Origin of the sequence: Paenibacillus fonticola DSM 21315, assembly GCF_000381905.1 — a bacterium.
GTDB classification, from domain to species: domain Bacteria; phylum Bacillota; class Bacilli; order Paenibacillales; family Paenibacillaceae; genus Fontibacillus; species Fontibacillus fonticola.
On the sequence record NZ_KB907250.1, the window covers coordinates 1 to 25,680 of the forward strand.

Genomic DNA, 25,680 nt, shown 5'->3' on the forward strand with positions numbered 1-25,680 from the left:
ACTGACCACCTGGGTACTCCTGTGAAAATGTATGATGAGCACGGGGAGCAGGTATGGTCTTGTGAGCTGGACATCTACGGGAACGTAAGAAAGTTTATTCTTAAGGGTGATCACAACGCCTGTCCGTTCCGCTACCCGGGCCAATATGAGGACGTAGAGACCGGGCTGTATTACAACCGTTTCCGCTATTACTCGCCACATGAAGGCATGTACACACAGCAGGATCCGATTGGATTGGCTGGAGGCATCCGTCTGTATGGGTATGTAGACGATCCGATTATTTGGGTGGATGTATTTGGGCTTAAGAAGAATGGTGGCGGTAGTGGCGGTAATTCAACGCGGCATTGTGAAACTGGTGAGGGGACGGGTAATGGTAGCCCGAAATTTAGCCCAAATTTCGATACAAAATTAAGAAAACATGCTCAAGATATTTATACAACTTCAAAGGCTTTGGGTGTTCAAATAGTAAAAGGGGATAAAGAAGGGATGAAAAAGTTTATTTTATCAATTGTAAATGATTCCAAAAATCTCGCTAATTCGAAACCTTTTAACTGGAATACAATTGAGTCTGTAGATGCTTTTGTTAAGGGGGATGCAGTTGTTTTAGTTAATCGAAATGCAAACGAGATATTGACTTTTTTAAACAAAAAAGGAGATCGTTTGTCAAGTAAGTTGAAATCGGAATTAAACTTGATTAGAAAGTGAGGACGGGAATGAATAATTATATACTATCTTTTAAAAAAAAGTTTGATTATTTTTTTGTACAAAAAAAATTCTCAAATATTATTTATTTACATGCTGAGGATGATAACGAGAGATTAGACCATGTTCTTTACCTAGAGGAAGATAGTGGTGATGTCATAGGCTTGTATATAAGAGGCATGAATCCGTTAATCTCAATGCATAGAATTTATGATTTGGATGATTTTAATTTATTTGCTAGTTATGAAGAAGGATTAATTGAATGTAAAGAAAATATTAGACTAAAAGTAGAGTATTTATGTTTGTTTTTTAGCACTCAATACAATGAATTATTTGGTTTCTATTTAGCGAATAACGATGAATCTAGCTCTATATTTTTCTTATTTCTAGAAGATGAAATGTATGTTGAAAAAGATTGTAGTAAATATGACGCTAAAAGGATGCTTGAAAAAAAGTCTTCAACTGAAGGCTTTATAACTTATGAAAAAAAATGTGAAACTGACTGGAAACAAGTAATCTTCTAAAAGACTATCAACATTTTTGGTAAGCCTGGCAATAAAGAAAGGCGCGGTTGTCGTTAAACAGGAAAGTAAAGCCCAGTGAATGTAGCACCTCAATGTTTTAGACGTGGACGATGGGAAATAATTAAGTCTGATAAAAATTTCGACAAATACGTTGTAGGGTATGAAAAAATTAAGTTAATCATGGGGATCCCCCTATACTTTGGGAGGGAGGTAAGGTTACCTCAATAACTGAGCGTGAAGTGATAGGACTTGAAAGATATGTTACGTATTTTTCCATTAATATGGAGGAAAGAATATTAGAGAATATCAATGGTAATAGAAGCTTGTAAGGAAGCGAAAATTGAAATGATGACAGGAGAATATGCGGTGGAAAATAATAAGTTAAAAATAACGCTCGAATTTCCAGGGATCGTTGTTTTTGATCCAATGACACTTTCTAGTTTCATTCAAGAGAAAAAAATTGTTAATACTGATTTAATAAGCTATTTCAATCAATATGAAGACGTAGGAGAGGAGGCCATCACTCAAGGAGTAATAATACCTATCTATCCTATTCCTAACTTAGACTACACAATTGTTATAAAAAATGAGTATGATTCTTTAACAAGTGTACCTATAGATTGGAGGATCTTTAAAACCGAACCGTTTCCTTTGAAAATAACTAGTGGTTTGGTTATTGTTTCTGATATTTCTGCGATTATGGACTGGGATGAGGAATTCTTTGTAAATTATGAGGGGAATTTAGAGAACAGAACAACATTAAATGATTATACTAAAATTGCAAATGGTAATTATGGAGTAAGTATTATTGGTTACTGTGATCCGAAAAAGGGATTAGAGGCTGATTTCGGTTATATTCTTGATTTTCAACGAAATGAGGAATTACCGAACTTTAATTTTAATAAAAGTATTGATGAATATGACTTTATTGTCGATCCATTGAGTAAATAATTATATTACGGTAAATGAGGGGTTATTTTTTTGAGTATTTATGATGATGAGCTTGTAAAGGATTTAATACTTAATGAGCTAATTAAGTGTGTCGAAGTAAAAGGTTTTTCGATGGGAGATGCATACGACAACATTGATTAAGCAATGTTTGCCTTGATAGGCTTTGTGTAGAATGAGGATGATAACGAGAGATTAGACCATGTTCTTTACCTAGAGGAAGATAATGGTGATGTCATAGGCTTATATATAAGAGGCATGAATCCGTTAATCTCAATGCATAGAATTATTTGGTTTCTTTTTAGCGAATAACGATGAATCTAGCTCTATATTTTTCTTATTTTTAGAAGATGAAATATATATTGAAAAAGATTGTAGTAAATATGACGCTATAAGGATGCTTGAAAAAAAATCTTCAACTGAAGGTTTTATTATTTACGAAAAAAAATGTGAAACTGACTGGAAACAAGCAATCTTCTAACAGGAAAAATTAAATTGTAAGAGTCTGTCAACATTTTTGTGTAAGTCCACTTAGGAGGCTTTAATAAAAAATGGATTTAAATGAGGCCATTGAATTCTTAAGAAACAATCAACCGCTTGTTGATGACAGTGTTTTAGAAGATGAGACTATTAAAAAATACGACGAAGTAAGAAAGTTTTTCCTCAGTAATCCAGATCCGTCTTGTGTTCCCCTCCTTTTAAATTCTTTTGGGAATGGTGATGGTTTTGGAGTTTATCAACTGATTGAAGATGTCATCGTTAAATTTGATAATGAGCTAGTCCTGCCACATTTAATTAATGCCTTGGACAGTGAACATAAAAGTGTTAGATACTGGAATGCCCAGATTGCCTCGAGCTTTCCTGATACGATACTTATTGAACCACTTATTAAACTGCTTGAGGAGAAGGATTCAGATATTAGGTACGCATCAATTACAGCCTTATCTCAGATAGATGAGGAGAGTATTATTGAGAAAATGAAGGATATTCTGAAAAAAGAAGATGATAAAGATATTATTGAATTAATTCATGAACATTTGGAGGTAGAAAATGACGAATAGCGAATATGTTGATCCAATCGAGTTGCGAATACGTGAAGCACTTGATAAAGTACTACCTAATGCTTATGAAAGTATTGAAAATTTCGGGAAATTGTTTACTGGGAATTCTTATTGAATATGCTTGCGAGAGTCAGAACACAACTGTAATTACGTTAGCAAGAGATAGAATAAAGAAAATCCCTTTGAAATAGCAGGTGAGCGATTGAGAGACTACCTTAAAAAGCCAGACGGAGATAATGAAAAGAAGATTTACTTCAAGTAAAACATACAAAATATAATATTTTTCTGGATGTTGGTTGGTATCCCGAAGGAGACCCCCAGGGGGCTTATGGACTCGAGTTAATTAAAGACCATGATTGGGGAAATCCCTTGGTTTCTTTTGAAACTCGGGATAAGAAGGAACTTGTCGAAAAAATTGAGTATTTGTTATGGCAAGTCGGAGAAGGTTATTACAACTAAGTTAGTTTTTTCCCTAACCCCTACCTGTTGGAAAACAAGAATGTTAGAAGATTATTCGAAGTCTGATATTGTTAGCATTAAAGCTCGACATAGCAAAATGCCCGAATATCCTGTTTATGTAAGGTTCAAGAATGAACCAGATGTTGTTTATCTTTTTACGGATTTGGGTGAGTCGGAATGGAAACAACTCGATATACTTAAATAACAATTAAGTAATTTACGTAGAGAGTGAACTGTGACCCGTAAGATGGACACTTAAAAAAGTGAACACTTGCGGGTCATTTGTGTTTGTTCAAAGTATAGAGAGATAAAAGTGAAGCTGAATCGATAAATTCGTATCAAGGAGGTATTATCTATCAAGCTTTTATAGCGGTGGGTTACTGGGAAGAATAAGTTGTTTTGCATTCACTAATGAGGATATTTTCCCTAACATTGTAGATGAAACACTTAGGCTAAGAACTGCTATTAAATTGCCTTCTGATTTTGTAGTATTAGCCGAGCCACCAAACAGTATTATTGTAATGGATACCCAAAACGCCATCTGTTATATGGTGCGATGCAATAGATGCCGAAAGAATAAATACAATGTCATTCATTTCACCGCCACATACTTGGGAAACATTTTTTGATTTTTTCACTGATTTAGTGAACGATGAAGAAGAGGAACAAGCAGAATTATGAATGGAATTGAAGACAAATGAGGGGGTTATTCTAGTGGAAGATATCACAATATTATTGGTAGATGACGAAAAGGGTTTGTGTGAAATGTTAACGACCGTGTTAAAGAAGGAGGGATACAAGAAAATAAAAATAGCGGGTTCAGGTTCTGAAGCAATGAAGATCTTGGCGGAGGATCATATTGATGTAGTTGTTCTCGATGTAATGCTTCCCAATGAGGATGGGTTTGAAGTATGTCGTAAAATGCGTGAAGTTACTGAAATTCCGATTCTCTTTTTAACCGCCCGTGATACTGATTTAGATAAATTGATGGGTTTTGGTATCGGGGGGGATGACTATATTACAAAGCCATTTAATCCATTAGAAGTTGTTGCGAGGATAAAAGCGCGATGTAAGTATAAAATGCATCAAAGGAAGCCTGCTAGGCCCGAGTTGACCACACTTGATTTTGGCTATTTTCAGCTTGAGCTTGAAGCTGGGGAACTGATTGTAGAAAGAAAGCATGTAGAGTGCCCAGCGCTTGAATGGAAGTTGCTTGTATTTTTATGCTGTAATGCGAACCGTATTTTTAGTACTCGTCACTTATATGAATCTGTTTGGAATGAACCCTATCTTGGAGATGAAAAAACAGTAGTTATACATATATCCCGATTACGAAAAAAAATCGAACCCAACCCTAAAAAGCCCCAATTTCTTGTTAATGTACGGGGGCTAGGTTATAAGATGATGTTTCCAAAGGGTGTGGAGAAATGAATTCTTTAGTTAAATTGGTACTTCGGTTCTTCAAAACAACCTTCCTGTTTGCGTTAAGTTATATGTTTTGTTTTATCGTACTCACTATATTAATTGTAATTTTTCAAAATCAATTTGTTTTTATGCAATTTATTAGTATTAGGGATTATCTGAATGTACTGGTATTGGCACAAAGTTTATTTTTTATTATTGCTTATGGCTGGTATATAGGTAAACCGCTGGTTTATTTGATTCGTTGGATTGGCAGGCTGTCTAGGGGAAACTATACTATCCCAAGGAATCATTATCGTAAATCCAAAGACGAGTCATCTCAGTCGCATGACTATTGTCGTCCATATAATTTATATAAGGAAGTATTCGAACAACTGACTTTATTATCGACACAGTTATCTTCCAGTGAGAAGGAACGTTTGGACATGGAAGTAAAAAAGCAAGAATGGATTGCAGCTATTAGCCATGACTTGAAGACTCCACTATCGTATATTGAGGGTTATGCATACATGTTATGTACCAGGGAATACAACTGGACGGATGAGGAGAAGCGGAGCTTCAGTCAGCAGATTTTAGATAAAGCACTTGATTTGAAAAGCTTGATTCAAGATTTGAATCATTCTAGCCAATGGTCTAATATCAATTTTCCAATTAGTCTCCGGCAAGATAATTTAATAGATTTTCTTCGTGATATTGTGATCGATATTGCTAATCATCCGTTAGCTGAACAGGCTAAGTTTACTTATTCAACGGATATGACATCCATTTCCGTTGAATTTGATAGAAGATTATTAGGCAGAGCATTTCAGAATATATTAATTAATGCAGTAATTCATAATGAAACGGGTATACATGTCACTTGCGATATCAGATCCGAGGAAGATGTAATTATTATTACTATAGAGGATGATGGGGAAGGCATACGAAAAGAGCAAATAGAGGGAAGTCTATATAATTCGGGTAAAGGATTAGCTATAGCTAGAGCTTTTATTGAAGCCCATCAGGGGGAAATGAATATTTTTTCAATTACGCCGAAAGGGACGCGACTTGAAGTACTATTACCAAAGCACAAACAATAATTTCCTTGTTGTTTATATCTCGTTTACCTGGTATTAACTTTACATCGATATGCTGTAAATGTTAGTAATCGTAAATCGGGAGGATCGGATAATGCTTGAGTATGCAATAGACACGAAACAGTTAACTCGACGAATCGGACGGCGGGAAACGGTAAAAGAGATTAATTTAAAGGTTCCAATCGGGGGGATATATGGTTTTTTGGGTCCAAATGGAGCTGGAAAGACAACTACGATTCGAATGCTACTAGGACTGATTAAACCTTCATCCGGAGAAATTAGCATATTAGGTAAAGATTTAAAAAGAGATAGAATAAATATTCTGGGGGAAATTGGTTCCCTTGTAGAATCGCCTTCTTACTATGCCCACTTGTCAGGATATAAGAATTTAAAGATTATAGCTTTAATCCGGGGAATCTCTGAAACTAGAATAAAAGAAGTTCTTAAATTAGTTAGGTTGGATAAGGATGCTTACCGTCAGGTAAAGAATTATTCCCTGGGAATGAAACAGAGACTAGGAATCGCTGCAGCACTTATTACTTATCCTAAATTGTTGATTCTCGATGAACCAACAAATGGCTTGGATCCTTCAGGAATTCAAGAAATTCGTGAGTTGATTACTAGACTTCCCCGTGACTATGGGATAACAGTGTTAATATCTAGTCATTTGCTTAGTGAAATTGAACAAGTTGCAACACATGTAGGTATTATTAATAATGGTGAATTAATATTTCAGGGATCTATACAAAAGCTGACAGAAAAGAGCAGGCCCTATCTATGGATAGAAACGGATCATCCAGAAGAGGCGGCAATTGCTTTAAGACAATATGGCTGGGATGCAGATCCCGAGTTGGTCACTAATCAGGTGAAAACCTCAGTTATAGAGAAACCGCAGTCAGCTGAAATGATTAAATTACTTGTTAATAGCCAACATGAAATTTATCGTGTTGCTGAGAAGAAGAAAACACTAGAAGATATATTTCTAGAATTAACGGGCCAGGAGCATAGCTTATGATATTTAATTTAATGCGAGCAGAGGGAGTTAAGTTAAAAAGCATATGTAAATGGATTCCATTAATTCAAGGTGTAATTTTAATAAGTATGACTGCCTTAGAGTGGTATCTTTACTTTCGCCAAGGGCCTGGTGGGGTATATGCGGGTTTTGCGGTCATGTATATGTTCTTATCCTTTATAATGCTGTTAGGAACTACACTCCTTACAAGCATTCTAGCAAGCACCGAGCATGATACTCGGACATGGAAGCAACTTATGACCATGCCTGTGCCTAAAAATTATATTTATTGGTCGAAATTGGGATGGGTATTCATTTTGCAATTATGCACAGTAATGATAAGTATTATTGGCATGTGCGTGATTTGGTTGCTATATACGGATGAACCAATGCCATGGAATCTTATGATTTTACAGCCGCTTTTCGCGTGCATTTCATCCCTCCCGATTATGGCTATACAATTATGGTTATCGTCCATAAATTTTAATCAGGCATTGCCGATCGCTGTGGGGATATTCGGTTCAATTGCCAGTCTATTTCTTGCAAGAAGTAATTCCATATGGATTCAAATTCTCCCTTGGTCGTATCCAGCACTATCTAGTCCATTAATCCCAGGGCACTTACAATGGATTTGGATATCTATTGGAATTGGATTGTTGCTGTCTACTGCATGTTCATTACAGTTTGCCAAAAGAGAATTTGATTAGTTGGAGGTTGAAATGGGAATCCTGTTACGTACGGAAGCGATGAAAGTACAATGGAGTATTGTAATCTTACTTATATTTCTAGACACTACTGTTAATGCAGCGATGGGGATCATGCAGCTTGATAGTTTAAAAGAGTTCTTCATGCCGAATTGGTCCACTTTATATATGTATAGTGTAAATTTCCATGCGATGTTTTTCTACCCCTTATATTGTGGAATTCTTGCTTCATTGTTATGTTTATACGAGCATCGGGATGGAGGCTGGAGAACAGTCCTAAGTTCACCAGTTCCGAGATACAAATTTTATTATGCTAAATATTTATTGTTAATTTTGATTCTGGCACTGGTTCAGATCATATTTCTACTAGGTTATCTTTGTACAGGGTATTTACTTCACCTTCCAGGAGTGATTCCATGGGATGTCCTGGCCTATACGATTGTGGGGGGCTGGTTTGGAATCTTTCCATTAGCAGCATTGCAGCTTATACTATCGATCAAAATTCGCAACTTCGGAGCAGCGTTTGCCATGTCCATATGCTATGTCGTACCCAATATTGTCCTAACAGGGTTTCACTCTTCAATAGGGGCCTGGTTCCCCTTTACCATTCCCTACTATATAATGATGCCACAGACAGCAAGTTATGCTCCAAGAGTAGAATTTTATAGTTTATGGTTTATTGTGTTGCTTACTGGAATGGTTTATTTATTTAGTGGAAGGAGATTTTTTGTGAGAAGGGATTGGTTATAGCTCTAATATGGAACACACTAATTTATAGTGGGTGGGAAAAAGTGGACTATCAGTTCTCTCTTAATAGAAGCGAATTAGTAATTGGTTTTTGTAAAGGCATTAAGGGGCTAAGCGGAGAGATTTATTCAGAGGGGGATTTATCTTTTCATAAAATTGAATTGAAAGAGTTTGTTTTTTGTAAAGAATTTAAGGAATATATGAACAAGAGGAAAGAGTCGATCAATAGATTGGTTCATATTTGTATAATTGATAAAAATAGTAGCCCTATTGGAAAGTTCTTATTTTCTATTTTTGATGACATTCGTTATCATAAAACTGGATTCCCTGAAAGCAAAACCGATATTATTTTAAGAGGCTCTCTAAAGGAAGTACTAGCTCATAAAGAACTCGAAATTTGGAACATGTGGAGAATCTCCCAACCATTAAGAAAGAATGAGTGGTCTAGTCTTTCGGAAGATGAAAGAAGGGCTTGGTTAAAAGTAGTAACAAACTATAACATAAATAAATCAAATTGTTATGAAACTGAGGAGATTATTTTTCACCTAGATGGCACATATGTGACGGATTATCCTTCTTTCTTTTGTGCATTAGGAGAGGCTATTAATGGACCAGGGGGCTACTATGGATTTGATGTGTGCTCTTTAATTGATTGTGTCCACGGAGGATTTGGGGCAACGGCACCTTTCACTCTTATATGGAAAAACCATCTGGTGGCGGAAAAATGTTTAGATACAAATTCCTGGGTCAGAGACATTGAATATAAACGGAGTTTGGGCGATAAACTACTCGATAAGCCTGAACTTGAGGAATTGGGGGATAGACCTCTTTTCCAAGCCTTGGTTGAGATAATAAAAAATGTGGGGGTAACTATTGTATTTGAGTAACTAATCTATTGCGACTAATTTCCAATTTCCTTTGTCATCCCTATTAAAATGAAATATTTTGCATACTCAGTAAGCTTATGATCCAGCACTACTGCAGATATGCGTCCCGAATTTTTATCTTCTTCAAAGCTATCTATTTGATCGAAGGCAGCTTTTGTTTCAAATACATACATATTCAGATTTGCTGTTTCTGAATCTATAAATTGGCTTCTAAACTTGCTTTCCTCTTTAATGACTAAAGCCTTTATGATAATGACAATCTAATGTATAGTTCCTAATCTCGCATCAACAATGATCAATCAAGGAGAGGAATAAATGGGTGATGTTATTGAATTTAAATATTCAGATTCAAAGTACATGAAATTATTTTTATCTTCAGAGGAAAAAAATATTAATCCATACATTAATGTATCAATAAAATACTTCAATGATCGTGGCGAATATGAACTTTTTACCAATGATTTTATATCAGAAGCGATAAAAACATTAAACTACTCACTTACAAAAGCATTAAATTTTGAACTACAAATGAATAACGAATATATTGAGAGGGGAATTGGGTTTTATCATAATATGTATTCCCATGAACTATGGACAGACGATAATTTAGATATTGATGACCCAGCAGAAAATTTTATAGTTTGGTCATCCTCGAGCGATATTGGCATTCAAACATATATTTACAATATTCAGGATGAAATCTATTTTGAAATTAGCCGAACGTACAAGTGGCATAGTGATTATCCTGATGATGAAACAGAATATCAGACTTTTGAGGAATATATTAATCAACATGAAATAATTGATGTACTTAAAATTAATCAAGAAATTGCTTTGAAATGGAACAAAAAATGTACAGATCTTTTGAAAATGCTAAAATTTATGCAGCCTTAAATGCGTGTAATCATTGTCCCATTTACAGTTGGCAAAGATGGAATTGAAATTGCAAGCATAGCTGATGCACAACCAATACATAATTCAGAAGAACATTATGCATTAATTTTCAGTGCGCTGCCGGCAACCATTAATTTATTTGAGACATATGAATTTACGTTTGTTAAATCGGAAAAAGTCGAAGCTAGCATATTAAAAGCAGACGATCAACTTTCTCCACCAGAAAAGCTAATGATGGAAGCTTACCCGGCCGTGTGAAACAAAAGCATATCTCGCAAGGCAGGAATAAACATTATCGGAAAGCAGGCTTCAAAACAATGGCGAATACGGAAAAAAAGATTCAATGGATTGAGGGAGGAAAGCAATTAGGAAAGGTTTTTTCATTTGAGATCAATGAGAAAAAAATTTGGTCGTCTGTTGGTATCCAAAAGTGGCGGGAGAAATATCAAGTTTATGTGGATGAAATTGAAGAAGAAGATTTAGCCGCAGAAAAATATTTAAGAGAGGAAATTAAGAAGTTTGATAACCTCAGTGATGCTCTACAATTTATAGAGCAACATACCCGGACGAATTTAACGGAGATGCAAATTTGTAAAGGTCAGAAAATATTTAATCCTAATTTCGAATTGGGGTAATGTGATTGTTATGGATCTGGTCTGTTCCTGAATCTATTCCAAACAACAGAATAGTCCAGCAGCATAAAACCTTGATTGGTGTCGTGCCTTTCAAGGCTTTTTATTGAATAAAAAGCTAAATATACATATAAACAAGACGATAAAATAAAGGAGGGGTGAATGTCATCATGTGGAATTCTAATATGATTATGGAAAACTTCAATAAAATTTTTATTGAGAAAACCCACTGTTTAGTGTTTCAAGCAAGTCTGTACAATGAGACCTCTAAAAGCTGGATAGGCGGAAAGGCGCCAGCGCTTTTTGACTCAAGAGAAGATCTGGTTAATGCCAATGGGAGGCAGTACTATTTTTACTTAACTATTGTTAATCCGTTCAAAGAGGATCGTGCGATCTCGATCTTTATTCCGGCTGATTTTGAAGATTATTTGGAGAATCAAATTTATCCCGACTGTTCGATTCAAATATTTGAACACCCTGTAACCGCTGAAAGTGATCGTAATATTTTCACTCACCCAGATCTTATCAAGCATTCGATCGATGATGGGGAAATCGTAAGCGACAAGGCGTCAATGGAGCAGTCTTTTCTAATAAAAATGGGTGGTTCTCCGAGGCTGATCCAAGATGAGAAATATTACTTTGCAAAGTTAATGGAGGATTCATTTGCTTTTCTGTTACAAGTAGATGAAGACGGGTATCCAAGCACTTTGGTTAAAGGGAATATGCCTTTTAATTTCGGGGCGTTATATGTATTTACGCAACTACAAGAACATGGCGCGTTCAAACAAACGGTAGCAGGATTTTGGCAATTTTCATAAGCTCCTACAAGGAAATTGAGGATGGCTATCAAACTCAAATCGGAGGTCAGTATGGCGATTGCAGAAAACATATACGGTGCTCGCTTAAAGGTTTTTATTCATTTTGAAGGTACTCTACAGGACTTAGGTTCAAAAATAGGAAGTGGTTTAGAAATACCTGCATTAAGATATGAAGAAAGGGAAGATGAACCATACGATTGGGTGGGGTACGTTGAAGTTTTAGGATTCGAGCTTGAATTAAGAAGCGTGCAGCATAGTGAAAAGTGGCCGAATTTTCAATATGTTCTTGAAGCAATGACAACCGATTCAATTCAAGAAATATTTAATGATCGTATGTTTGACATTTCACTTTGGATGGCACGGTACATTTCATTGATCTGCGAAGTAACCACCCTGGCGGAAAGTTTAGATAAACAGACAGGTCAATCGTTCTATTACAATAAAACAACTTTATCAAGAGATTGTAGGATTATTGAAGCTGGAAGCTGTTTGTAACCTTGATCCATCTGCCCATCTATAAGGTAATTTAAATCAACGGTGAGGTACCCTTTATGAAGAAATATAGTTTTAATGATAGTATAAATGCGCTTGAAATCCATCCTTTTCATAAAAAAGCTGAAACGATTGAAAAAATTAAAGTTCTGGAATTTAAAAGACGGGGATCTCACGCCTATTTTGGAGAAGGCACCGCCATTGGAGCAGGTTGATTTTTATCCAAATAAAAGGCACTACACTCACACCAACACGGAAGTTAGTCAAATACTTTTCAGTAGTTAGATTAGAATGCATTTCATCGAAAGGAGGATCAGAATGCACTATTGGCAAGTTCGAAAGTACCCACCGCTTGAACAGCATCAAATAAATAAACCGAAAATTCCGACCTGGACATCTATTGTTGACATTGGACAAACTTTTCAAGGGATTTTATTTACTGAGGATGAGTACTTGTTGACTGAAGATAGGCATGTCGAAGCTGTAAAAATCTATATGAGGAGTGTTCAGGTTCAAGAACTTGAAATTCATTTATTTGACAAACTAAGGGAAGAGATATTTTTAGAACATGCAAAAAGATATCCAAAATGTTATTCTCGCGAACTAACTGATTTTTATTACTTATTAGAACATGGGCTTACGATCTCCGGAAAACAAGTAGAATGGATCATCAGATTAGGTATGAGAGAAGCCATATCGTGTCAACTAAGGAACCGGGACTTATTCTTTTTGAATTTTTCCTATGATTATTACATGGATATTGGCAGTACGATCATTTGCGAAAAAGCCGTAAAAGAAATAAGACGCTTAGGTTTATATATTGACCCTTGGGATGGGCCGTATGAAGTAAATGTATGGAGTGAGGATTAAATGCTAAGAGAGTTGTTCGAGGAGTTTATTGAACTATCCAGAACGTTACGCCCGGATTATCCGGAAAGTTTGGGGCTTGCAAAAGAGAAGTGGCAGAGCAGCATACCCAATTTTACTTTGCCTACTTTGATTCATGTTATTTATAGCGTTGTCCAAGGGACTGAAAGGGATATAAGAGATCAAAAATTAATGGATTTTATACCTGGCTTTCGACTGATACATATATTTGTTACGTAGAGAACATAAACGGGAACCATTGCATTTGTTTACTGCTGCATGACGAAGGGAAGCTAGAGTTAATCTCTAATTCATCAGAAAAATTTTTTGAAACGATCATAGAGTTTTATAAACAACAGGTCTATTTTTTAGATTCTGAAGGCTACCTTTCTTATGATTGGAACAAAGAGGGGGATGTAGGTTCAAAACTCAATCCTGACGTAGAGTATTGGAATTCATGATATCAGTATCCTAAATCGGCAAAGGAAAGGAAGGATTAACATATCGCAGTCAAACGAGATTGTTTTCAAAAATGTTGACTATGAACTAAATGTTCCCCGCATTGGCGGTGCCAGTTTACTGCCCTTAGATATGGATTGGCCCGAAAACCCTGAAGGCGGGAAGTTGACATTTATTATTCATTTACCTATGGATTTTGTGAATGAGGCACTTGGAACGAGTTATCCAGAACATTATGCCATATCTGTATTTACTACATATCATAAAGAAGATTATTTTTTGGATAGAATAACTTACCATGGCGACCCTGCTGAATTGGCCATCATTCAGAATGGCTATACAAAAGTAATTGCACATCCTATAGGACAACCCCGAAATGAATCCAATTTCATTATTCCTGCTCGAGAAATGATATTAAGCGAAACGGTAGAAGGGCCGGATTATATTGGTTCAAAAATGGGAGGAAAGCCTGGCTATGTGCAGCAGGAAAGTCTTTCCCTTGATCATCTATTGTTTTGTCTTCAACTCTATGGAAGCGATTTTGGCGAAGATTTTAAGGATATTTTCTTTCTAAGCGATGCTGTGGGCTACCTATTTTTAAATGTGCTTGAGAATGAAAATGATGCAGGAATTTTCTTCACGCAATGCTCCTGATGAAATTCAGCCTCAGGCAATTTACAATGATGAAGTCTTTACATAAATATGGAGTGATCCTTGAGCGCCAAAGGAGAGGAGCCTATGTTTAAATTAAGAACCTTTGAAGAAATAGTGGGCCGCTTGAAAAAAAGGCAAACCCGCGAAAAAGTTCGAGAAAATTTTTCAGAAGATTATTTATGGGTGTGCCAAAACTTGTCCGATCATCTCATTGCGGCAGATCATATCCTGCTATCCTATGAAACAGCCAAAAAATACAACACCGAATATGCGAGTCATTTCAAAAGTGAGCAGGGGATGTGGATTTTCGCCAAAACGGGGCAAGGTGATTTGTGGTTAATTCCTGGGCCAGAGCGAGCTGAAGAGGATGCGGTTTATTTTTACGATCATGATTTGGAAAATTATCAAGCTATGCATATTCATCTAAAAGAATGGTTCGTGCTGGCAGATCTGATGGCGCAGAAAGAGAATTTGTTTCATACGGAGAGTACTGTTTATTTTGACGAAAATTTAGACCTTAAAGAGCCGTACAGACTAAATTTCATTTCCGAAATCGAAAAAATCAAGACGGGGTTATCGGCAGTTTATCCATTTGAAATATGACAAGCTGGAATTGTTATTTTAGAACAGGCCTATTCCCACGAATGCTGGAAAGGCCTGTTTTGGGGTTCTTTAATTACACCTTGGATCATTCGACTTGTCTCGATCAGTTAAATAACTTTATGAAATTGAAGATTGTGTTAATTCATCTGGTTGAGCGCAGTGGAAATTCAACTATTCTTCATGCCAATCAGTAGAACATCCGCTTCAAAATCGTGCATATCCATTATAGAGATTTTGTCCCGAACGGTCATTTGGGGAGTTGAAAACCGCCGCTGCTCCAAGTCTATCAGTGTAAGCTGGTAATCGCTAAGATCCGCATCCAGTTGCAGTACGGTGTTGGATGGGATATAGACGGCCACTCTGGTGAAGTCTGCGGTGGCTGCCGCACGAATTTCCTCGGTGTTCTTGAGCACGATGTTCCATGGGCGCAAATCGGTCAATTCGTACATTTCAAAAAGCCATTTAGCAAATCCGTAATCCCAGGCGCCTTCAAATTTGAGCGCTGTTTGCCAATCGTAAGGGCTGTCGAAGCCTTCGCCTGTTACACCGAAGCGCTGGCCTTTCTTATGCCAACTCCAGATGCCGTGCGCCCCGTAGGTCACACCTGCTCCCGCCCCGGAAAGAAGGCTCTGCCAGGCGGCTTTTCTGACATCGGCCCGGGTAAAGCGGCCGTAAACCCTCCGGCTAAAGCCCATCTGCTCATAGCAGGGCTCTGAATTTATTATAGGCCGGATATCAGGCTTATTGTAAAAGTCCATCGCAAGGGTATATGTCGTAGATTGAAACTGCGAATTATGGCCGGACTGATACATGTAGAAATCGAGCTCTGGACTGCTGGAAAACTCATCGGGCAGCATGGCCAGCCTTCCTTGGATATGCAGAGCGGTTAAACACTGTGGACTATGCTTTTTTACGGTACGGAGTGTGGTTGAGTAGTATTGATTTGCTCGTACAGAAGGAAAGTCGGTATCACCGCTGACCATATAAATAGGATGATATTTTGAAAATCGGTTAACGGTATAAAGAACATAGGGCTCTACCGCTTCTAAAGGCATTTTGGGCTCTTCACGAATTTTGGAAGCCCACGTATCCGGAATATAATTGCACCATAACAAGACCAGAGCAGGGACGAATCCTCTCTCTACCGCCATTTGCACCATCGTTTCAGCTCTATCGAAATAGGACTCATTGATTTCAAAGAAGTTGTAGCTGCCGTCCGCATGGGCAGCAAAAGGCTCGAAATGCAGCTCACTGCCGCTGGCATCCCATTGCCGCAGCAAATTCATTTGCAGTACATTAAAACCTTGCTGCCTGCGGAAATCCAGATAGTGGGCCCATTCCTCCAGGGTAATGTTAGTAAATGCGCTCCAAACCGTATCGGCCAAATAGAAGAAAGGCGCACCTTCATTGATAAAATAACGCTTATTCTCAGATATTCCAAGTTTGATCATAGGTTTTCACTCCAGCTATTATGATACCGAAAACAGCGGACTACTAATGATCCGCCGTTTTCGTTTTGTATCCCTCTATTTTTGTACTGTATCTCTCTATAGAATGATTATGAGATAACGGGGCTTGCCGTTGTTCCGCCGGTCTGTTCTTGCTCAAGCTTTTCCTGAGCTTCTAGCTCCTTGTTCAGGGCTTGCTTGTCCAGTGTCCGGAAGAAAGGATAGTAAATCAGCATGCTAATTGGAATCAGGACCAATTGGGCTACAGCCAGCTTCCAGCTGCCTTCAAGGAACCCAAGCGCGAATATAGGTGTGCCAAATGGCGGATAAATGCCTATCGGCGCCGGCAGCAAGCCGATCGTAGTGGCGAAGTATCCAAGCACGGCGCAAATAATAGGAGCCATGACAAAAGGAATAGCAAGCACCGGATTCAATACGACCGGAATCCCGAAGATCAGCGGTTCGTGGATCGAGAAGAAGCTGCCCGGAAGTCCAAGCTTGCCGATGGTGCGCAGCTGCTTGCTTTTGGCCATAAAAACCAGCAGCAGGGTAAAGCCCAGCATTGGTGCGTAATTGCAAAAGAGCGACCAGAAAGCCATTCCGATAATGTTTGGCAAAGGAGCTCCGGCTTGGAAGGCTTCGAGATTAGTTAAATCCAGGCTCATCCAAATCGGCTTTACGATAGCTAACGTAACGATTGCTCCATGGATTCCGAACATCCAGAGCACCTGCATAATCAGCACTGCGGCGATCAAGGCCCCGAGTGATCCGCCAAGTCCCTCCAGCGGTACCTGCAGATAGGTATAAATGAAATCGTGAATCGTACCAAAGGAAGTCTGCATAAACAGTCCGGCAACAATGACGAATAGCAAAGCTACCAAAATTGCAGGAATGAGCCCGGAGAATGTTTTAACAACGGTTGGAGGAACGCCATCTGGCATTTTAATCGTCCAATTGCGATCAACAAACCAAATGTACAGGCGCGAGGCCAGTAGTCCTACGATCATGGCGACGAACAATCCCTGCGCCCCCAGCCATTGCAGCGGCAATGCCCGAACGGTATCAAAACTTTGAACCGGGGTGACGATTAAAAATGACAATAAGGAGGTTGCCGCGGGAATGAGCGGATCCTTATCAAAGGTTTGAGCCAGCCTGTAAGCAATGAAGAACACTGCATATACAGCGATAATCCCGGTAGTCATCGTCGATGCCAGGCCGATCATGCCTTTCACAGGCGCGATAAAGTTTTGATAGGGCTCCCATGCCAGGGCGGAGAAAAGCGTAGCAAAGGCGCCGATAATTAGAAAAGGAAGCGTGGACATCAGCCCATTGGAAATTGCACTCATATAACGATTTTGTTGAATTTTTCCTGCGGTTCTTTGTAGTTTATGTGAGAACTTTTGTTGACTAGCCATATTATTCAACTCCTGCTCTTTACTTTCATAAATGATGTTTTAGAGAGCGTTTCCATTTGATTAGGCGGACGCTGATCCATCCGCCCCCTAGAAAATCCGCGTAGTTGTGGATTATTAAAGAGCCAAAGCATCGGCAAGCACTTTTTCTCCGTTCATCATTCCGTAGTCCATTGTATTGATAACGCTCACTTTAATGCCTTTAGACTCATATTTTGCTTTGAAATCAGCTTCCAGATAACCAACCTGCGGCCCGATGAGCAAAATATCTGTCTTGTCTGCATACTCTTTAAACGAGCTTTCGGATGTGGCTCTGATTTCGACTTCGAGGTTTTGCGACTGTGCGGCTTTTAACATTTTTTGTACAAGCATGCTCGTTGACATTCCGGCTGCACAAACTAATGTAATTTGCTTCATTGTAGTTCCTCCTTTATCACAGTAAAATTGCTTGCTTTCATTGACGATTCAGTCTGTTATAAAGCTCCACGACATGTTCAGCCAGATCCCGGATCGTGATTGCCGACATCAGATGATCCTGCGCATGTATCATCAGCAGTGTAATTTCATAGGCGGTTCCGCTTGCTTCAGACTGGATCAAACGGGTTTGCGCTTTATGCGCTTTGACCAGTTCGTCTTTCCCTTCTTGAAGACAGCTTTCCGCTTGTTCTGCTTGGCCATTTTGCGCGAGACGGATTGCTTCCATCGCTTTGCTCTTGGCGACTCCCGAATTTGTAATGATCTCCATGATAATTTCCTGATATTCGTCCACTGCTATCACCTCGTAGTATATTCTCTCTGTATCTTGCAAATTCAGTGTATACGATTACATGAAACTTATGAATGCATTCCTTTTCCGCTACGAGCGGAAATCGGTTGGTCTTGGACAAAACAAAAACTCCGAAGTTATGATCCCTAGTGTCGAAATAGGAATGCATGGCTTTCGGAGTTTAGGCTTTATGCTTCAATACAAACTATGTTTAATCATAATTTGAGTAAATTCATCATAGGTTTCGCAATCCAGCATCTGTTGAACGATTTCCGAATGATCTACGATCCTCATCAGATGATTGTACATCGTAGTCGGGGGCTCCTCACCGTTCTTGTCAATACTGAGCAGACATATAAATTGAACGGGCTTTCCAGACCAGTCAATAGGTTGCTTGAGTGTGCAAATGGCCCATATGGTACCGTCGCTTTGCGGGATTAATGGGTGGGGAATAGCTACTAAATTTCCATAAGCGGTGGGTGCCGCATTTTCGCGCTCAAGGACAAGTCCAGTAAAGCCTTCGGAAGAACGGATCAATCCGGCGGCATGGATACGCTCGCCGAGAAATGAGATCGCCTCCTCTTTGCTTGTGAAGTTTTGTCTCAGAAATACAAGGTCTTCCCGAATGTAGCGGAGGGGATGCTCTTCTTCACCGCTGAGCAGCGCTTCGATTTTATCCATATCGCCTACACCAAGCAGGGTTTGAACCACAACGACCGGAACGGATAGCGTTTCTTGAATAGGCACCGTGCTTACGACAAAATCGATGTCGTGCAAGGGAATCTGTGAAAGCTTATAGTATTCGGTCGTTCCTGTCACTTCAAGCCGGGTTCCAAATGTGCTTTGCAGCTTATAGTAGAGCAGGCGCGCGCTGCCAACCCCGGAAGTACACACAACAAGGCAGCGCTTAGGCCGGGATTTCATTCGCTGTCGTTCCATTGCGGCTCCTACGTGAATGGCCAAGAAACCCATCTCCGCTTCTGGAATCGAAATATTCAGCTTGCTTTCTATCAACTTGGCCGCGATGACTCCGGCTTGGAAGGCGAGCGGATAATTGGTTTTCACATGATCCAGCATGGGATTGCGAATGTTCATGCCGTATTTCACCCGGTTTAATGCTGGTTTCAGATGCAGGCAAATACCTATTAACAGCTCGGAATCATGGCTGATCTTTAGATTCAAGTCTTTGTCAATTTCAAAGAGTATGCTTTTACCCAACTCATAGATGTTTGCGTTTAAGAGCTTGTCGGGAGTGATACTGTCCGTTGGATGCTCTTTCGCCCCGGAAACCCACTTATTTCCTGCCAGATGCAGAGATATATATTCAATCTCAGTCTCGGGAAAGGCTATGTTTAGTTCATTTTCAATAAGCTCGGCGATTTGTTCGGCTGCTCTAAATTCTTCGTCATTGCGAATACTCTCTATTTCTATCGTATGCATCGCTATTTGATTGCCGTCACGGATTCGCTTGCAGGCAATCGCGATATGAATGACCAAATTGTTGAAGGCCACATCGGAAAGAGAAACGCCAAATTTTTTGATTTTCTCCAGAATGATTCCGCGAATCAGGGTCATTTCCTTAGGAGCAAGTATACGTGTCGTATTTTCCAAATGATCGATTTGCTCGTCGTTTGAACGGTTGATGATAAATTCGGATATGCAGAACCGCAACCGCATTTCATCGCCTTTAAGTCTAATCCCGTAATTAGGGCGTGTATCGATTGAAATTCCATAGTTCGACAGCACTTGCCTTACCTCTTTGAAATCATTGTTCAGGGTAGACCTGCTTACATAAAGTTCATCGGCCAGATCCTCTAGCTTTAAAAAATGGTCTGCAATGAGGAGCCGCCTGATAATATACAATTGACGGTAATCGGGAGAAGCTGGATCATTGGGTTCGCCTGAGATAAACAATTGCTGCAGCAATGCGCGAAAAGAATGATCATCCGTTATTTTGAGAGCGTATCCCCTTGATCGTATAGGCTCAATCGCCGCCCCATACTTGCTTAGGAAATCATCCAGTTCCCGAATATCGCTGCGGACAGTTCGTGAAGTGACCTGAATCAATTTGGCAAGATGCTCACTCTTAACAGGAACGTCAGCAACGAGTAAATGCTGGAGTATTGAAATCATACGTGTATTCATAATATGAAACATCCTCCTTCCTAGCGAAAATAAGCCCGAGTTATCTCGAATCCCTCCGTAGTATGAACAACGATTACAGAATCATGAATCTACAAATGCTGTGAGTTAAAATAGATTGTTAAGTTCCTGTTTAGATCGTGTTTAATTTAATACATCTATATTTTGTGCGTTGTTTCCTGTCTTCATTCGATATTACTATGTTGATTAGCAAAATAGCAAGATGAATTTATTTATTGAAAGGTTTATAGAATGATGTTTTGTTAAGTTTGTTTTAGTGTTGTTAAGCTCCGGTGGAGCTAAATTCAGATAGCAATCAAAATTATTATATACATCCTATAGTTTTATTATATATCTACCTCTTTGGAGGCGTTTTATAATATAAGTAAAGTAGAAAAAGAGGGGGAGTTCTCTTGAAGAAAGCATGGATGTGGTCATTCATCTTCATTCTTTTAATCTCATTAACGGCATGTGCGCCGAACAGAGAAGGGCAAATGGGTGAAGGGAGTACGGGAAATAACGAAGGCAATGAACCTGGCCAACAACTATCGGTAGGTGATAGCGCCAAGCCGGCCAAGCTTGTAGTTTGGTCTAATGATGATAGCAACCAGCTGAAGGTAGTGGAGCAGCTCGCACAAGGCTATACGGCTGAGACAGGAATTGAAGTCGACGTCGTTCCTGTTAGCGGTTCTGAGCAGGTGCAGAAGCTTGCGTTGGCAGCTCCCGCCGGAAACGGACCCGATTTGTTCTACCAGCCTCAAGACCGATTAGGCGATCTTGTCATTCAGGGGCTGGCCGAACCGGTTGAGCTCTCGGGGGAGGAAAGCGGGCAGTATAGCGATGCTGCACTGCAGGCTGTTCAATATGACGGGGCGACCTATGGATTCCCGATCTCGATCGAGACCTATGCTGCGTACTACAATAAATCACTTCTGGAGCAAATCCCCGATTCTTTAGAGGAAATTTCGAACATATCCGGCAGCTTAACTAATGTCAGCGAAGACCGCTATGCATTTCTGATGGTTCCGGATTTTTATTATGCAATTCCATTTATTGTGAACTACGGCGGGTATATTTTTGGAGAGTCGGGGGGCAAATATAACGCTTCCGACCTCGGTTTGAACAATGACGGCGCTGTACAGGGAATGACGTCCTTTGGGCAATTGGTGAAGGATGCCAGCATTCCAGCAACAATGACGATTGATGTCATGGACACGCTGTTCCTGGAAGGTAAGGTCGGAATGGTCATCAACGGCTTATGGGCGATGAAGACTTATGAGGACAAGCTTGGCGATCAACTCGGTACAGCGCAAATTCCGGCAGTTAATGGTAAGCCTGCCCCATCCTTCGTTGGGGTCAAATCATGGTTTATTTCTTCGTATTCCAAGCACCAGGATTGGGCTAAGGATCTTGCGCTTTATCTAACGAACGCGTCCAACGCGACGGTTTTTTATGAGCAGACAGGGGAAATTCCGGCACATCCGGACGCCCAGCAGGCGATTGCGAATGAGCTGTACGCAGGTTTCGTGGCTCAGATTGAAAGCGGGGTGTCCATGCCGAACATTCCGGAGATGAGCGCGGTGTGGGAAATGGATAGTGCAATTGACTTTATCGTCAAAGGCGATGATCCAAAGGCGGTACTCGATGAAACGGCGGAGCAAATTTCCGCGCAAATCGCAGCTTCTGGGCAGTAAGCCATTTTAACATAAGGGAGGAAGCGGGATGGAGGAATCTCAGTACATCCCACGGCATTCGACACATCGACCGTGGCTGGCGATGCTGCTGTCCATTTTATTTGCTGGATTAGGTCAGCTTTATAATCGCAGCTATTTTAAAGCCATCATTTTTATCGTCATTGAGCTCGTTTTCATTGTAACCTTTGCTGATTTTATTGGACTAGGACTATGGGGGATCGTCACGCTGGGGACGATTCCCAAGCTAGACCATTCGATCTTTCTGCTCGTTTACGGCATTTTATCGATAATTATGCTGGCTATCGCGGCTCTTATATATGGGATTAATATTCGCGACGCGAAGCGGCAGGCAGAGCAAATCCGTCTGGGGTGGAATAGGCCCCCGTTAAGAGAGACGATCAAGCAGGCATACATGAACAGCTTTCCTTATTTGTTGTCAGTGCCGGGATTTATTTTACTTATTTTCGTTGTTATTTTTCCGCTTTTATTTGCTATTTCCTTAGCGTTCACGAACTATGACCTCTATCATTCGCCGCCGCGGCAATTGGTAGATTGGGTAGGCTTTGATAATTTCATCAATCTCGTTACGGTGCCGATCTGGAATCAATCGTTTCTAAAAGTGCTCTCATGGACGCTCGTATGGACGATCGTATCGACTACGCTCCAAATTGGATTGGGCTTGTTCCTCGCTATCCTGGTGAATGACAAGCGCATCAAGTTCAAGCGCTTGATTCGGACGATTCTGATTTTGCCATGGGCGATCCCGAACTTCGTTACGATTATGATCTTCTCAGCGCTGTTTAACGATCAGTTTGGAGCGATTAACCGCACCATCCTGCAATGGCTGAATATCGCGCCGCTTCCGTGGCTGACGGATCCGCTGTTTACGAAGTTCGCTCTAATCAGTATTCAAGTTTGGCTCGGCTTCCCGTTTTTGTTTGCCCTGTTTACAGGCGTGCTGCAAAGCATATCGCATGATGCCTATGAAGCGGCGGATGTGGACGGCGGAACAAGATGGCAGAAATTTCGTTATATCACACTGCCGCATGTTTTGTTTGCTACTGCACCACTGCTCATTATTCAATACACGGCCAACTTTAACAACTTCAATATCATTTACTTGTTCAATGGCGGAGGGCCTGCGGTCAGGGGGCAAACGGCAGGCGGTACAGACATTCTGATCTCCTGGGTGTACAAGCTGACCTTTACAACAAACAACTATAATATGGCGGCTGCAATCTCGCTGATCATTGGCGTCATCGTCATCGTCTTTGCCTTTATTCAATTCAGGCGGACGAAGTCGTTCAAAGAGGAGCGTGATTTCGGATGAATCTGCGGTGGAAATCGAGGCTGGAGGTTGCCTCCATTTATGGCGTTATTCTCGTGATGTCGCTTATTATCTTCTATCCTTTAGCCTGGGCGGTGGGGCTGTCGTTCAATTCCGGAACGAGTCTGTACTCGGCAAGCATCATACCGCGGGAGCCTACGCTGGACCATTACCGCTGGCTGTTTACAAGTCCGGAGAGCAGCTATGTAGCCTGGTACAAAAATACGCTCATCGTCTCGACGGTCAGCAGTCTATTGTCCATTTTCTTTACTTCGATGACAGCGTATGCTTTGTCGCGATTCCAGTTTATTGGTAGAAAAAGCGGGATGTACGCCTTCCTGCTGCTGCAGATGTTCCCTGTGATGATGGCGATGGTGGCGCTATACATTTTCCTGAATTTGATCGGGCTGCTCAATTCGTTGATAGGCTTAATCCTTATTTATGTCGGCGGGCAAATTCCATTTAACGCCTGGCTAGTCAAAGGCTACCTGGATACGATTTCGAGAGAACTGGATGATGCGGCAAAAATAGATGGAGCCGGGCCGATCCGCATTTTTATTTTAATATTGCTGCCGCTGATTACGCCGATACTGGCGATTGTGGCGCTAACCAACTTTATGCTGCCTATCTTCGACTTCATCTTGCCATCCATCATATTGCATGACAAAAGCAAGTATACGCTTGCTGTCGGCTTATACCACTTTGTTACGGAGAAATACTCCAGTAACTTCACCGTGTTTACGGCGGGGGCCATATTGATTGCAGTTCCTATCGCGGCGATTTATCTCTTTTTACAAAAATACTTTATTTCAGGGCTTGCTGCTGGCGGTACGAAAGGCTAGCCTGCAATAAACCAACAAAGGAGCAAAGCAATTATGAACATCGACTTTATCAAAGGTGCGGATATTTCGTTTGTGGATGAGATCGAAAGTGAAGGCGGCGTATTTTATGAGCAGGGGCGGAAGCGCGATGTGCTCGATATTTTGAAGGATAGCGGCGTGAACTCGGCGCGCCTGCGCATTTGGAACAATCCGGAGTTTGATTATTGCAATCCTAGGAAAACGCTGAAGATGGCGAAGCGGATCAAAGAGAAGGGAATGCACTTTTTGCTGGATTTTCATTACTCCGACTATTGGGCCGATCCGTCCAAGCAATATATGCCGAAGGCATGGGGAAACTTAAGCTTTGAAGAACTTGTTGCCGCTGTAGAGGAATTTACGGCTACCTTTATTACCGATCTGAAAGAGCAGGGCACGCTGCCGGATATGGTGCAGGTCGGCAATGAAATTACGAACGGCATGATCTGGGGCGAGGGAAGAGTCGATGGCGAGCATAATACGCCAGAGCAGTGGGAGAAGCTGAGTAAGCTCATTGCAGCAGGCATACGCGGGGTTCGCGCAGCGACGGAAGGAACAGCCCCGATCCCAGTCATGATTCATATCGACCGTGGCGGGGATAATGAAGGAAGCCGTTTCTTCTATGACAAGCTCGCTCAATTGAACATCGAATTCGATATTATCGGCCTATCCTATTATTCATGGTGGCACGGAACACTAGAGGAGTTCACAGATAATGTGAATGATCTGGCGGTACGCTATCATAAGCCGATTGTCATCGTAGAGGTGGCCTACCCGTGGACGATGACGCCTCCGGATGAGCAGCCGCTCATTTTCAACCGCGAGGATTGGATCTATCCGGGTTTCCCGGTAAGCGTTGAGGGACAGAAGAGGTGGCTAGAAGAGCTCATGCAGCGCATTAAGGCTATTCCAGACGGTCTGGGCCTTGGCCTGTATTATTGGGAGCCGTGCTGGATTCCATCCAAACCGGCCTGGTCTGTCGGACATGAGAATAACTGGTCAAACCTTACGCTGTTCGACTATAGCGGCAATAAACTCGACTCTTTGAACGCTTTTCTTGAAAAATAGCCGCC

General features: G+C 40.5%; 28 protein-coding genes. 23 read left to right on the forward strand and 5 right to left on the reverse strand.

Annotated elements, in window-relative coordinates:
* The 19 genes from G358_RS34250 to G358_RS0107645 form a co-directional block, all read left to right on the forward strand.
* On the forward strand, positions 1-705 hold a 705-nt coding region (locus G358_RS34250; RefSeq protein ID WP_205621518.1), incomplete at its 5' end, for an RHS repeat domain-containing protein.
* Positions 706-713: 8 nt separating this feature from the next.
* Complete coding sequence (locus G358_RS0107535; protein WP_019636595.1) at positions 714-1,226, forward strand: hypothetical protein; 513 nt, start codon at positions 714-716, stop codon at positions 1,224-1,226.
* Positions 1,227-1,535: 309 nt separating this feature from the next.
* Positions 1,536-2,177, forward strand: a complete 642-nt coding sequence (locus tag G358_RS0107540) for a hypothetical protein (RefSeq protein WP_019636596.1) — start codon at positions 1,536-1,538, stop codon at positions 2,175-2,177.
* A 548-nt stretch (positions 2,178-2,725) separates the two neighbouring features.
* Positions 2,726-3,235, forward strand: coding sequence for a HEAT repeat domain-containing protein (locus G358_RS0107550; RefSeq protein WP_019636598.1), 510 nt, complete (start codon positions 2,726-2,728; stop codon positions 3,233-3,235).
* A 1,173-nt stretch (positions 3,236-4,408) separates the two neighbouring features.
* Positions 4,409-5,125 (forward strand): response regulator transcription factor, encoded by a 717-nt coding sequence (locus G358_RS0107565; protein ID WP_026342125.1) that lies wholly within the window; start codon positions 4,409-4,411, stop codon positions 5,123-5,125.
* Entirely contained in the window at positions 5,122-6,195 is a 1,074-nt protein-coding gene (locus G358_RS0107570; RefSeq protein ID WP_019636602.1) for a sensor histidine kinase, read from the forward strand. The genes G358_RS0107565 and G358_RS0107570 overlap by 4 nt, the downstream gene beginning before the upstream one ends.
* 91 nt (positions 6,196-6,286) lie before the next feature.
* The gene (locus G358_RS0107575; RefSeq protein WP_019636603.1) at positions 6,287-7,207 is read left to right on the forward strand and encodes an ABC transporter ATP-binding protein; all 921 of its coding nucleotides are present in this window, start codon (positions 6,287-6,289) and stop codon (positions 7,205-7,207) included.
* Complete coding sequence (locus G358_RS0107580) at positions 7,204-7,911, forward strand: ABC transporter permease (RefSeq protein WP_019636604.1); 708 nt, start codon at positions 7,204-7,206, stop codon at positions 7,909-7,911. The genes G358_RS0107575 and G358_RS0107580 overlap by 4 nt, the downstream gene beginning before the upstream one ends.
* Before the next feature lie 12 nt (positions 7,912-7,923).
* Entirely contained in the window at positions 7,924-8,658 is a 735-nt protein-coding gene (locus tag G358_RS0107585) for an ABC transporter permease (RefSeq protein ID WP_019636605.1), read from the forward strand.
* 41 nt (positions 8,659-8,699) lie between these two features.
* The gene (locus tag G358_RS0107590) at positions 8,700-9,542 is read left to right on the forward strand and encodes a barstar family protein (protein ID WP_033403862.1); all 843 of its coding nucleotides are present in this window, start codon (positions 8,700-8,702) and stop codon (positions 9,540-9,542) included.
* Positions 9,543-9,857: 315 nt separating this feature from the next.
* Positions 9,858-10,436, forward strand: a complete 579-nt coding sequence (locus G358_RS0107600; RefSeq protein ID WP_019636608.1) for a hypothetical protein — start codon at positions 9,858-9,860, stop codon at positions 10,434-10,436.
* Complete coding sequence (locus G358_RS0107605) at positions 10,437-10,694, forward strand: hypothetical protein (RefSeq protein ID WP_019636609.1); 258 nt, start codon at positions 10,437-10,439, stop codon at positions 10,692-10,694.
* Between the two features lie 59 nt (positions 10,695-10,753).
* Positions 10,754-11,071 (forward strand): hypothetical protein, encoded by a 318-nt coding sequence (locus G358_RS0107610; protein ID WP_157274287.1) that lies wholly within the window; start codon positions 10,754-10,756, stop codon positions 11,069-11,071.
* Between the two features lie 167 nt (positions 11,072-11,238).
* Positions 11,239-11,886, forward strand: a complete 648-nt coding sequence (locus tag G358_RS0107615) for a hypothetical protein (RefSeq protein ID WP_019636611.1) — start codon at positions 11,239-11,241, stop codon at positions 11,884-11,886.
* A 21-nt stretch (positions 11,887-11,907) separates the two neighbouring features.
* Complete coding sequence (locus G358_RS0107620; protein WP_019636612.1) at positions 11,908-12,381, forward strand: hypothetical protein; 474 nt, start codon at positions 11,908-11,910, stop codon at positions 12,379-12,381.
* A gap of 56 nt (positions 12,382-12,437) precedes the next feature.
* Entirely contained in the window at positions 12,438-12,593 is a 156-nt protein-coding gene (locus tag G358_RS32970; RefSeq protein WP_019636613.1) for a hypothetical protein, read from the forward strand.
* A 103-nt stretch (positions 12,594-12,696) separates the two neighbouring features.
* Entirely contained in the window at positions 12,697-13,248 is a 552-nt protein-coding gene (locus tag G358_RS0107630; protein ID WP_019636614.1) for a hypothetical protein, read from the forward strand.
* Positions 13,249-13,869: 621 nt separating this feature from the next.
* Entirely contained in the window at positions 13,870-14,358 is a 489-nt protein-coding gene (locus G358_RS29630) for a hypothetical protein (RefSeq protein WP_026342128.1), read from the forward strand.
* 84 nt (positions 14,359-14,442) lie between these two features.
* Positions 14,443-14,961 (forward strand): hypothetical protein, encoded by a 519-nt coding sequence (locus G358_RS0107645; protein WP_019636617.1) that lies wholly within the window; start codon positions 14,443-14,445, stop codon positions 14,959-14,961.
* Positions 14,962-15,128: 167 nt separating this feature from the next.
* On the opposite strand, the gene G358_RS0107650 is transcribed toward G358_RS0107645, so the two are convergent.
* The 5 genes from G358_RS0107650 to G358_RS0107670 form a co-directional block, all read right to left on the reverse strand.
* Positions 15,129-16,412, reverse strand: coding sequence for a glycoside hydrolase family 140 protein (locus tag G358_RS0107650; RefSeq protein WP_019636618.1), 1,284 nt, complete (start codon positions 16,410-16,412; stop codon positions 15,129-15,131).
* A 107-nt stretch (positions 16,413-16,519) separates the two neighbouring features.
* Complete coding sequence (locus G358_RS0107655; protein WP_019636619.1) at positions 16,520-17,824, reverse strand: PTS sugar transporter subunit IIC; 1,305 nt, start codon at positions 17,822-17,824, stop codon at positions 16,520-16,522.
* Positions 17,825-17,938: 114 nt separating this feature from the next.
* Positions 17,939-18,238: a PTS sugar transporter subunit IIB gene (locus G358_RS0107660; protein ID WP_019636620.1), complete on the reverse strand. Its 300-nt coding sequence runs from the start codon at positions 18,236-18,238 to the stop codon at positions 17,939-17,941.
* A 37-nt stretch (positions 18,239-18,275) separates the two neighbouring features.
* On the reverse strand, positions 18,276-18,590 hold the full coding sequence (locus tag G358_RS0107665) for a PTS sugar transporter subunit IIA (RefSeq protein ID WP_019636621.1): 315 nt from the start codon (positions 18,588-18,590) through the stop codon (positions 18,276-18,278).
* Positions 18,591-18,782: 192 nt separating this feature from the next.
* Positions 18,783-20,732, reverse strand: a complete 1,950-nt coding sequence (locus G358_RS0107670; protein WP_019636622.1) for a BglG family transcription antiterminator — start codon at positions 20,730-20,732, stop codon at positions 18,783-18,785.
* Positions 20,733-21,142: 410 nt separating this feature from the next.
* On the opposite strand from G358_RS0107670, the gene G358_RS0107675 reads away from it, so the two are divergent.
* The 4 genes from G358_RS0107675 to G358_RS0107690 are packed head-to-tail and all read left to right on the forward strand — an operon-like array spanning position 21,143 to position 25,675.
* Entirely contained in the window at positions 21,143-22,423 is a 1,281-nt protein-coding gene (locus G358_RS0107675) for a sugar ABC transporter substrate-binding protein (RefSeq protein WP_019636623.1), read from the forward strand.
* Positions 22,424-22,451: 28 nt separating this feature from the next.
* Positions 22,452-23,753 carry a carbohydrate ABC transporter permease gene (locus G358_RS0107680; RefSeq protein WP_019636624.1) on the forward strand — a complete coding sequence of 434 codons (1,302 nt, stop codon included), beginning with the start codon at positions 22,452-22,454 and terminating at the stop codon, positions 23,751-23,753.
* Positions 23,750-24,592: a sugar ABC transporter permease gene (locus G358_RS0107685; protein WP_019636625.1), complete on the forward strand. Its 843-nt coding sequence runs from the start codon at positions 23,750-23,752 to the stop codon at positions 24,590-24,592. The genes G358_RS0107680 and G358_RS0107685 overlap by 4 nt, the downstream gene beginning before the upstream one ends.
* Before the next feature lie 33 nt (positions 24,593-24,625).
* The gene (locus G358_RS0107690; protein WP_019636626.1) at positions 24,626-25,675 is read left to right on the forward strand and encodes a glycoside hydrolase family 53 protein; all 1,050 of its coding nucleotides are present in this window, start codon (positions 24,626-24,628) and stop codon (positions 25,673-25,675) included.
* The last annotated feature ends 5 nt before the right edge of the window (positions 25,676-25,680 follow it).

What these genes read in the sequence shown, in the direction of transcription:
- G358_RS0107535 (WP_019636595.1), top strand. Translation starts at nt 714, where the DNA reads ATGAATAATTATATACTATCTTTTAAAAAAAAGTTTGATTATTTTTTT.
- G358_RS0107540 (WP_019636596.1), top strand. Translation starts at nt 1,536, where the DNA reads ATGGTAATAGAAGCTTGTAAGGAAGCGAAAATTGAAATGATGACAGGA.
- G358_RS0107550 (WP_019636598.1), top strand. Translation starts at nt 2,726, where the DNA reads ATGGATTTAAATGAGGCCATTGAATTCTTAAGAAACAATCAACCGCTT.
- G358_RS0107570 (WP_019636602.1), top strand. Translation starts at nt 5,122, where the DNA reads ATGAATTCTTTAGTTAAATTGGTACTTCGGTTCTTCAAAACAACCTTC.
- G358_RS0107575 (WP_019636603.1), top strand. Translation starts at nt 6,287, where the DNA reads ATGCTTGAGTATGCAATAGACACGAAACAGTTAACTCGACGAATCGGA.
- G358_RS0107580 (WP_019636604.1), top strand. Translation starts at nt 7,204, where the DNA reads ATGATATTTAATTTAATGCGAGCAGAGGGAGTTAAGTTAAAAAGCATA.
- G358_RS0107585 (WP_019636605.1), top strand. Translation starts at nt 7,924, where the DNA reads ATGGGAATCCTGTTACGTACGGAAGCGATGAAAGTACAATGGAGTATT.
- G358_RS0107600 (WP_019636608.1), top strand. Translation starts at nt 9,858, where the DNA reads ATGGGTGATGTTATTGAATTTAAATATTCAGATTCAAAGTACATGAAA.
- G358_RS0107605 (WP_019636609.1), top strand. Translation starts at nt 10,437, where the DNA reads ATGCGTGTAATCATTGTCCCATTTACAGTTGGCAAAGATGGAATTGAA.
- G358_RS0107610 (WP_157274287.1), top strand. Translation starts at nt 10,754, where the DNA reads ATGGCGAATACGGAAAAAAAGATTCAATGGATTGAGGGAGGAAAGCAA.
- G358_RS0107615 (WP_019636611.1), top strand. Translation starts at nt 11,239, where the DNA reads ATGTGGAATTCTAATATGATTATGGAAAACTTCAATAAAATTTTTATT.
- G358_RS0107620 (WP_019636612.1), top strand. Translation starts at nt 11,908, where the DNA reads ATGGCTATCAAACTCAAATCGGAGGTCAGTATGGCGATTGCAGAAAAC.
- G358_RS32970 (WP_019636613.1), top strand. Translation starts at nt 12,438, where the DNA reads ATGAAGAAATATAGTTTTAATGATAGTATAAATGCGCTTGAAATCCAT.
- G358_RS0107630 (WP_019636614.1), top strand. Translation starts at nt 12,697, where the DNA reads ATGCACTATTGGCAAGTTCGAAAGTACCCACCGCTTGAACAGCATCAA.
- G358_RS0107645 (WP_019636617.1), top strand. Translation starts at nt 14,443, where the DNA reads ATGTTTAAATTAAGAACCTTTGAAGAAATAGTGGGCCGCTTGAAAAAA.
- G358_RS0107650 (WP_019636618.1), bottom strand. Translation starts at nt 16,412, where the DNA reads ATGATCAAACTTGGAATATCTGAGAATAAGCGTTATTTTATCAATGAA.
- G358_RS0107655 (WP_019636619.1), bottom strand. Translation starts at nt 17,824, where the DNA reads ATGGCTAGTCAACAAAAGTTCTCACATAAACTACAAAGAACCGCAGGA.
- G358_RS0107660 (WP_019636620.1), bottom strand. Translation starts at nt 18,238, where the DNA reads ATGAAGCAAATTACATTAGTTTGTGCAGCCGGAATGTCAACGAGCATG.
- G358_RS0107670 (WP_019636622.1), bottom strand. Translation starts at nt 20,732, where the DNA reads ATGAATACACGTATGATTTCAATACTCCAGCATTTACTCGTTGCTGAC.
- G358_RS0107680 (WP_019636624.1), top strand. Translation starts at nt 22,452, where the DNA reads ATGGAGGAATCTCAGTACATCCCACGGCATTCGACACATCGACCGTGG.
- G358_RS0107685 (WP_019636625.1), top strand. Translation starts at nt 23,750, where the DNA reads ATGAATCTGCGGTGGAAATCGAGGCTGGAGGTTGCCTCCATTTATGGC.
- G358_RS0107690 (WP_019636626.1), top strand. Translation starts at nt 24,626, where the DNA reads ATGAACATCGACTTTATCAAAGGTGCGGATATTTCGTTTGTGGATGAG.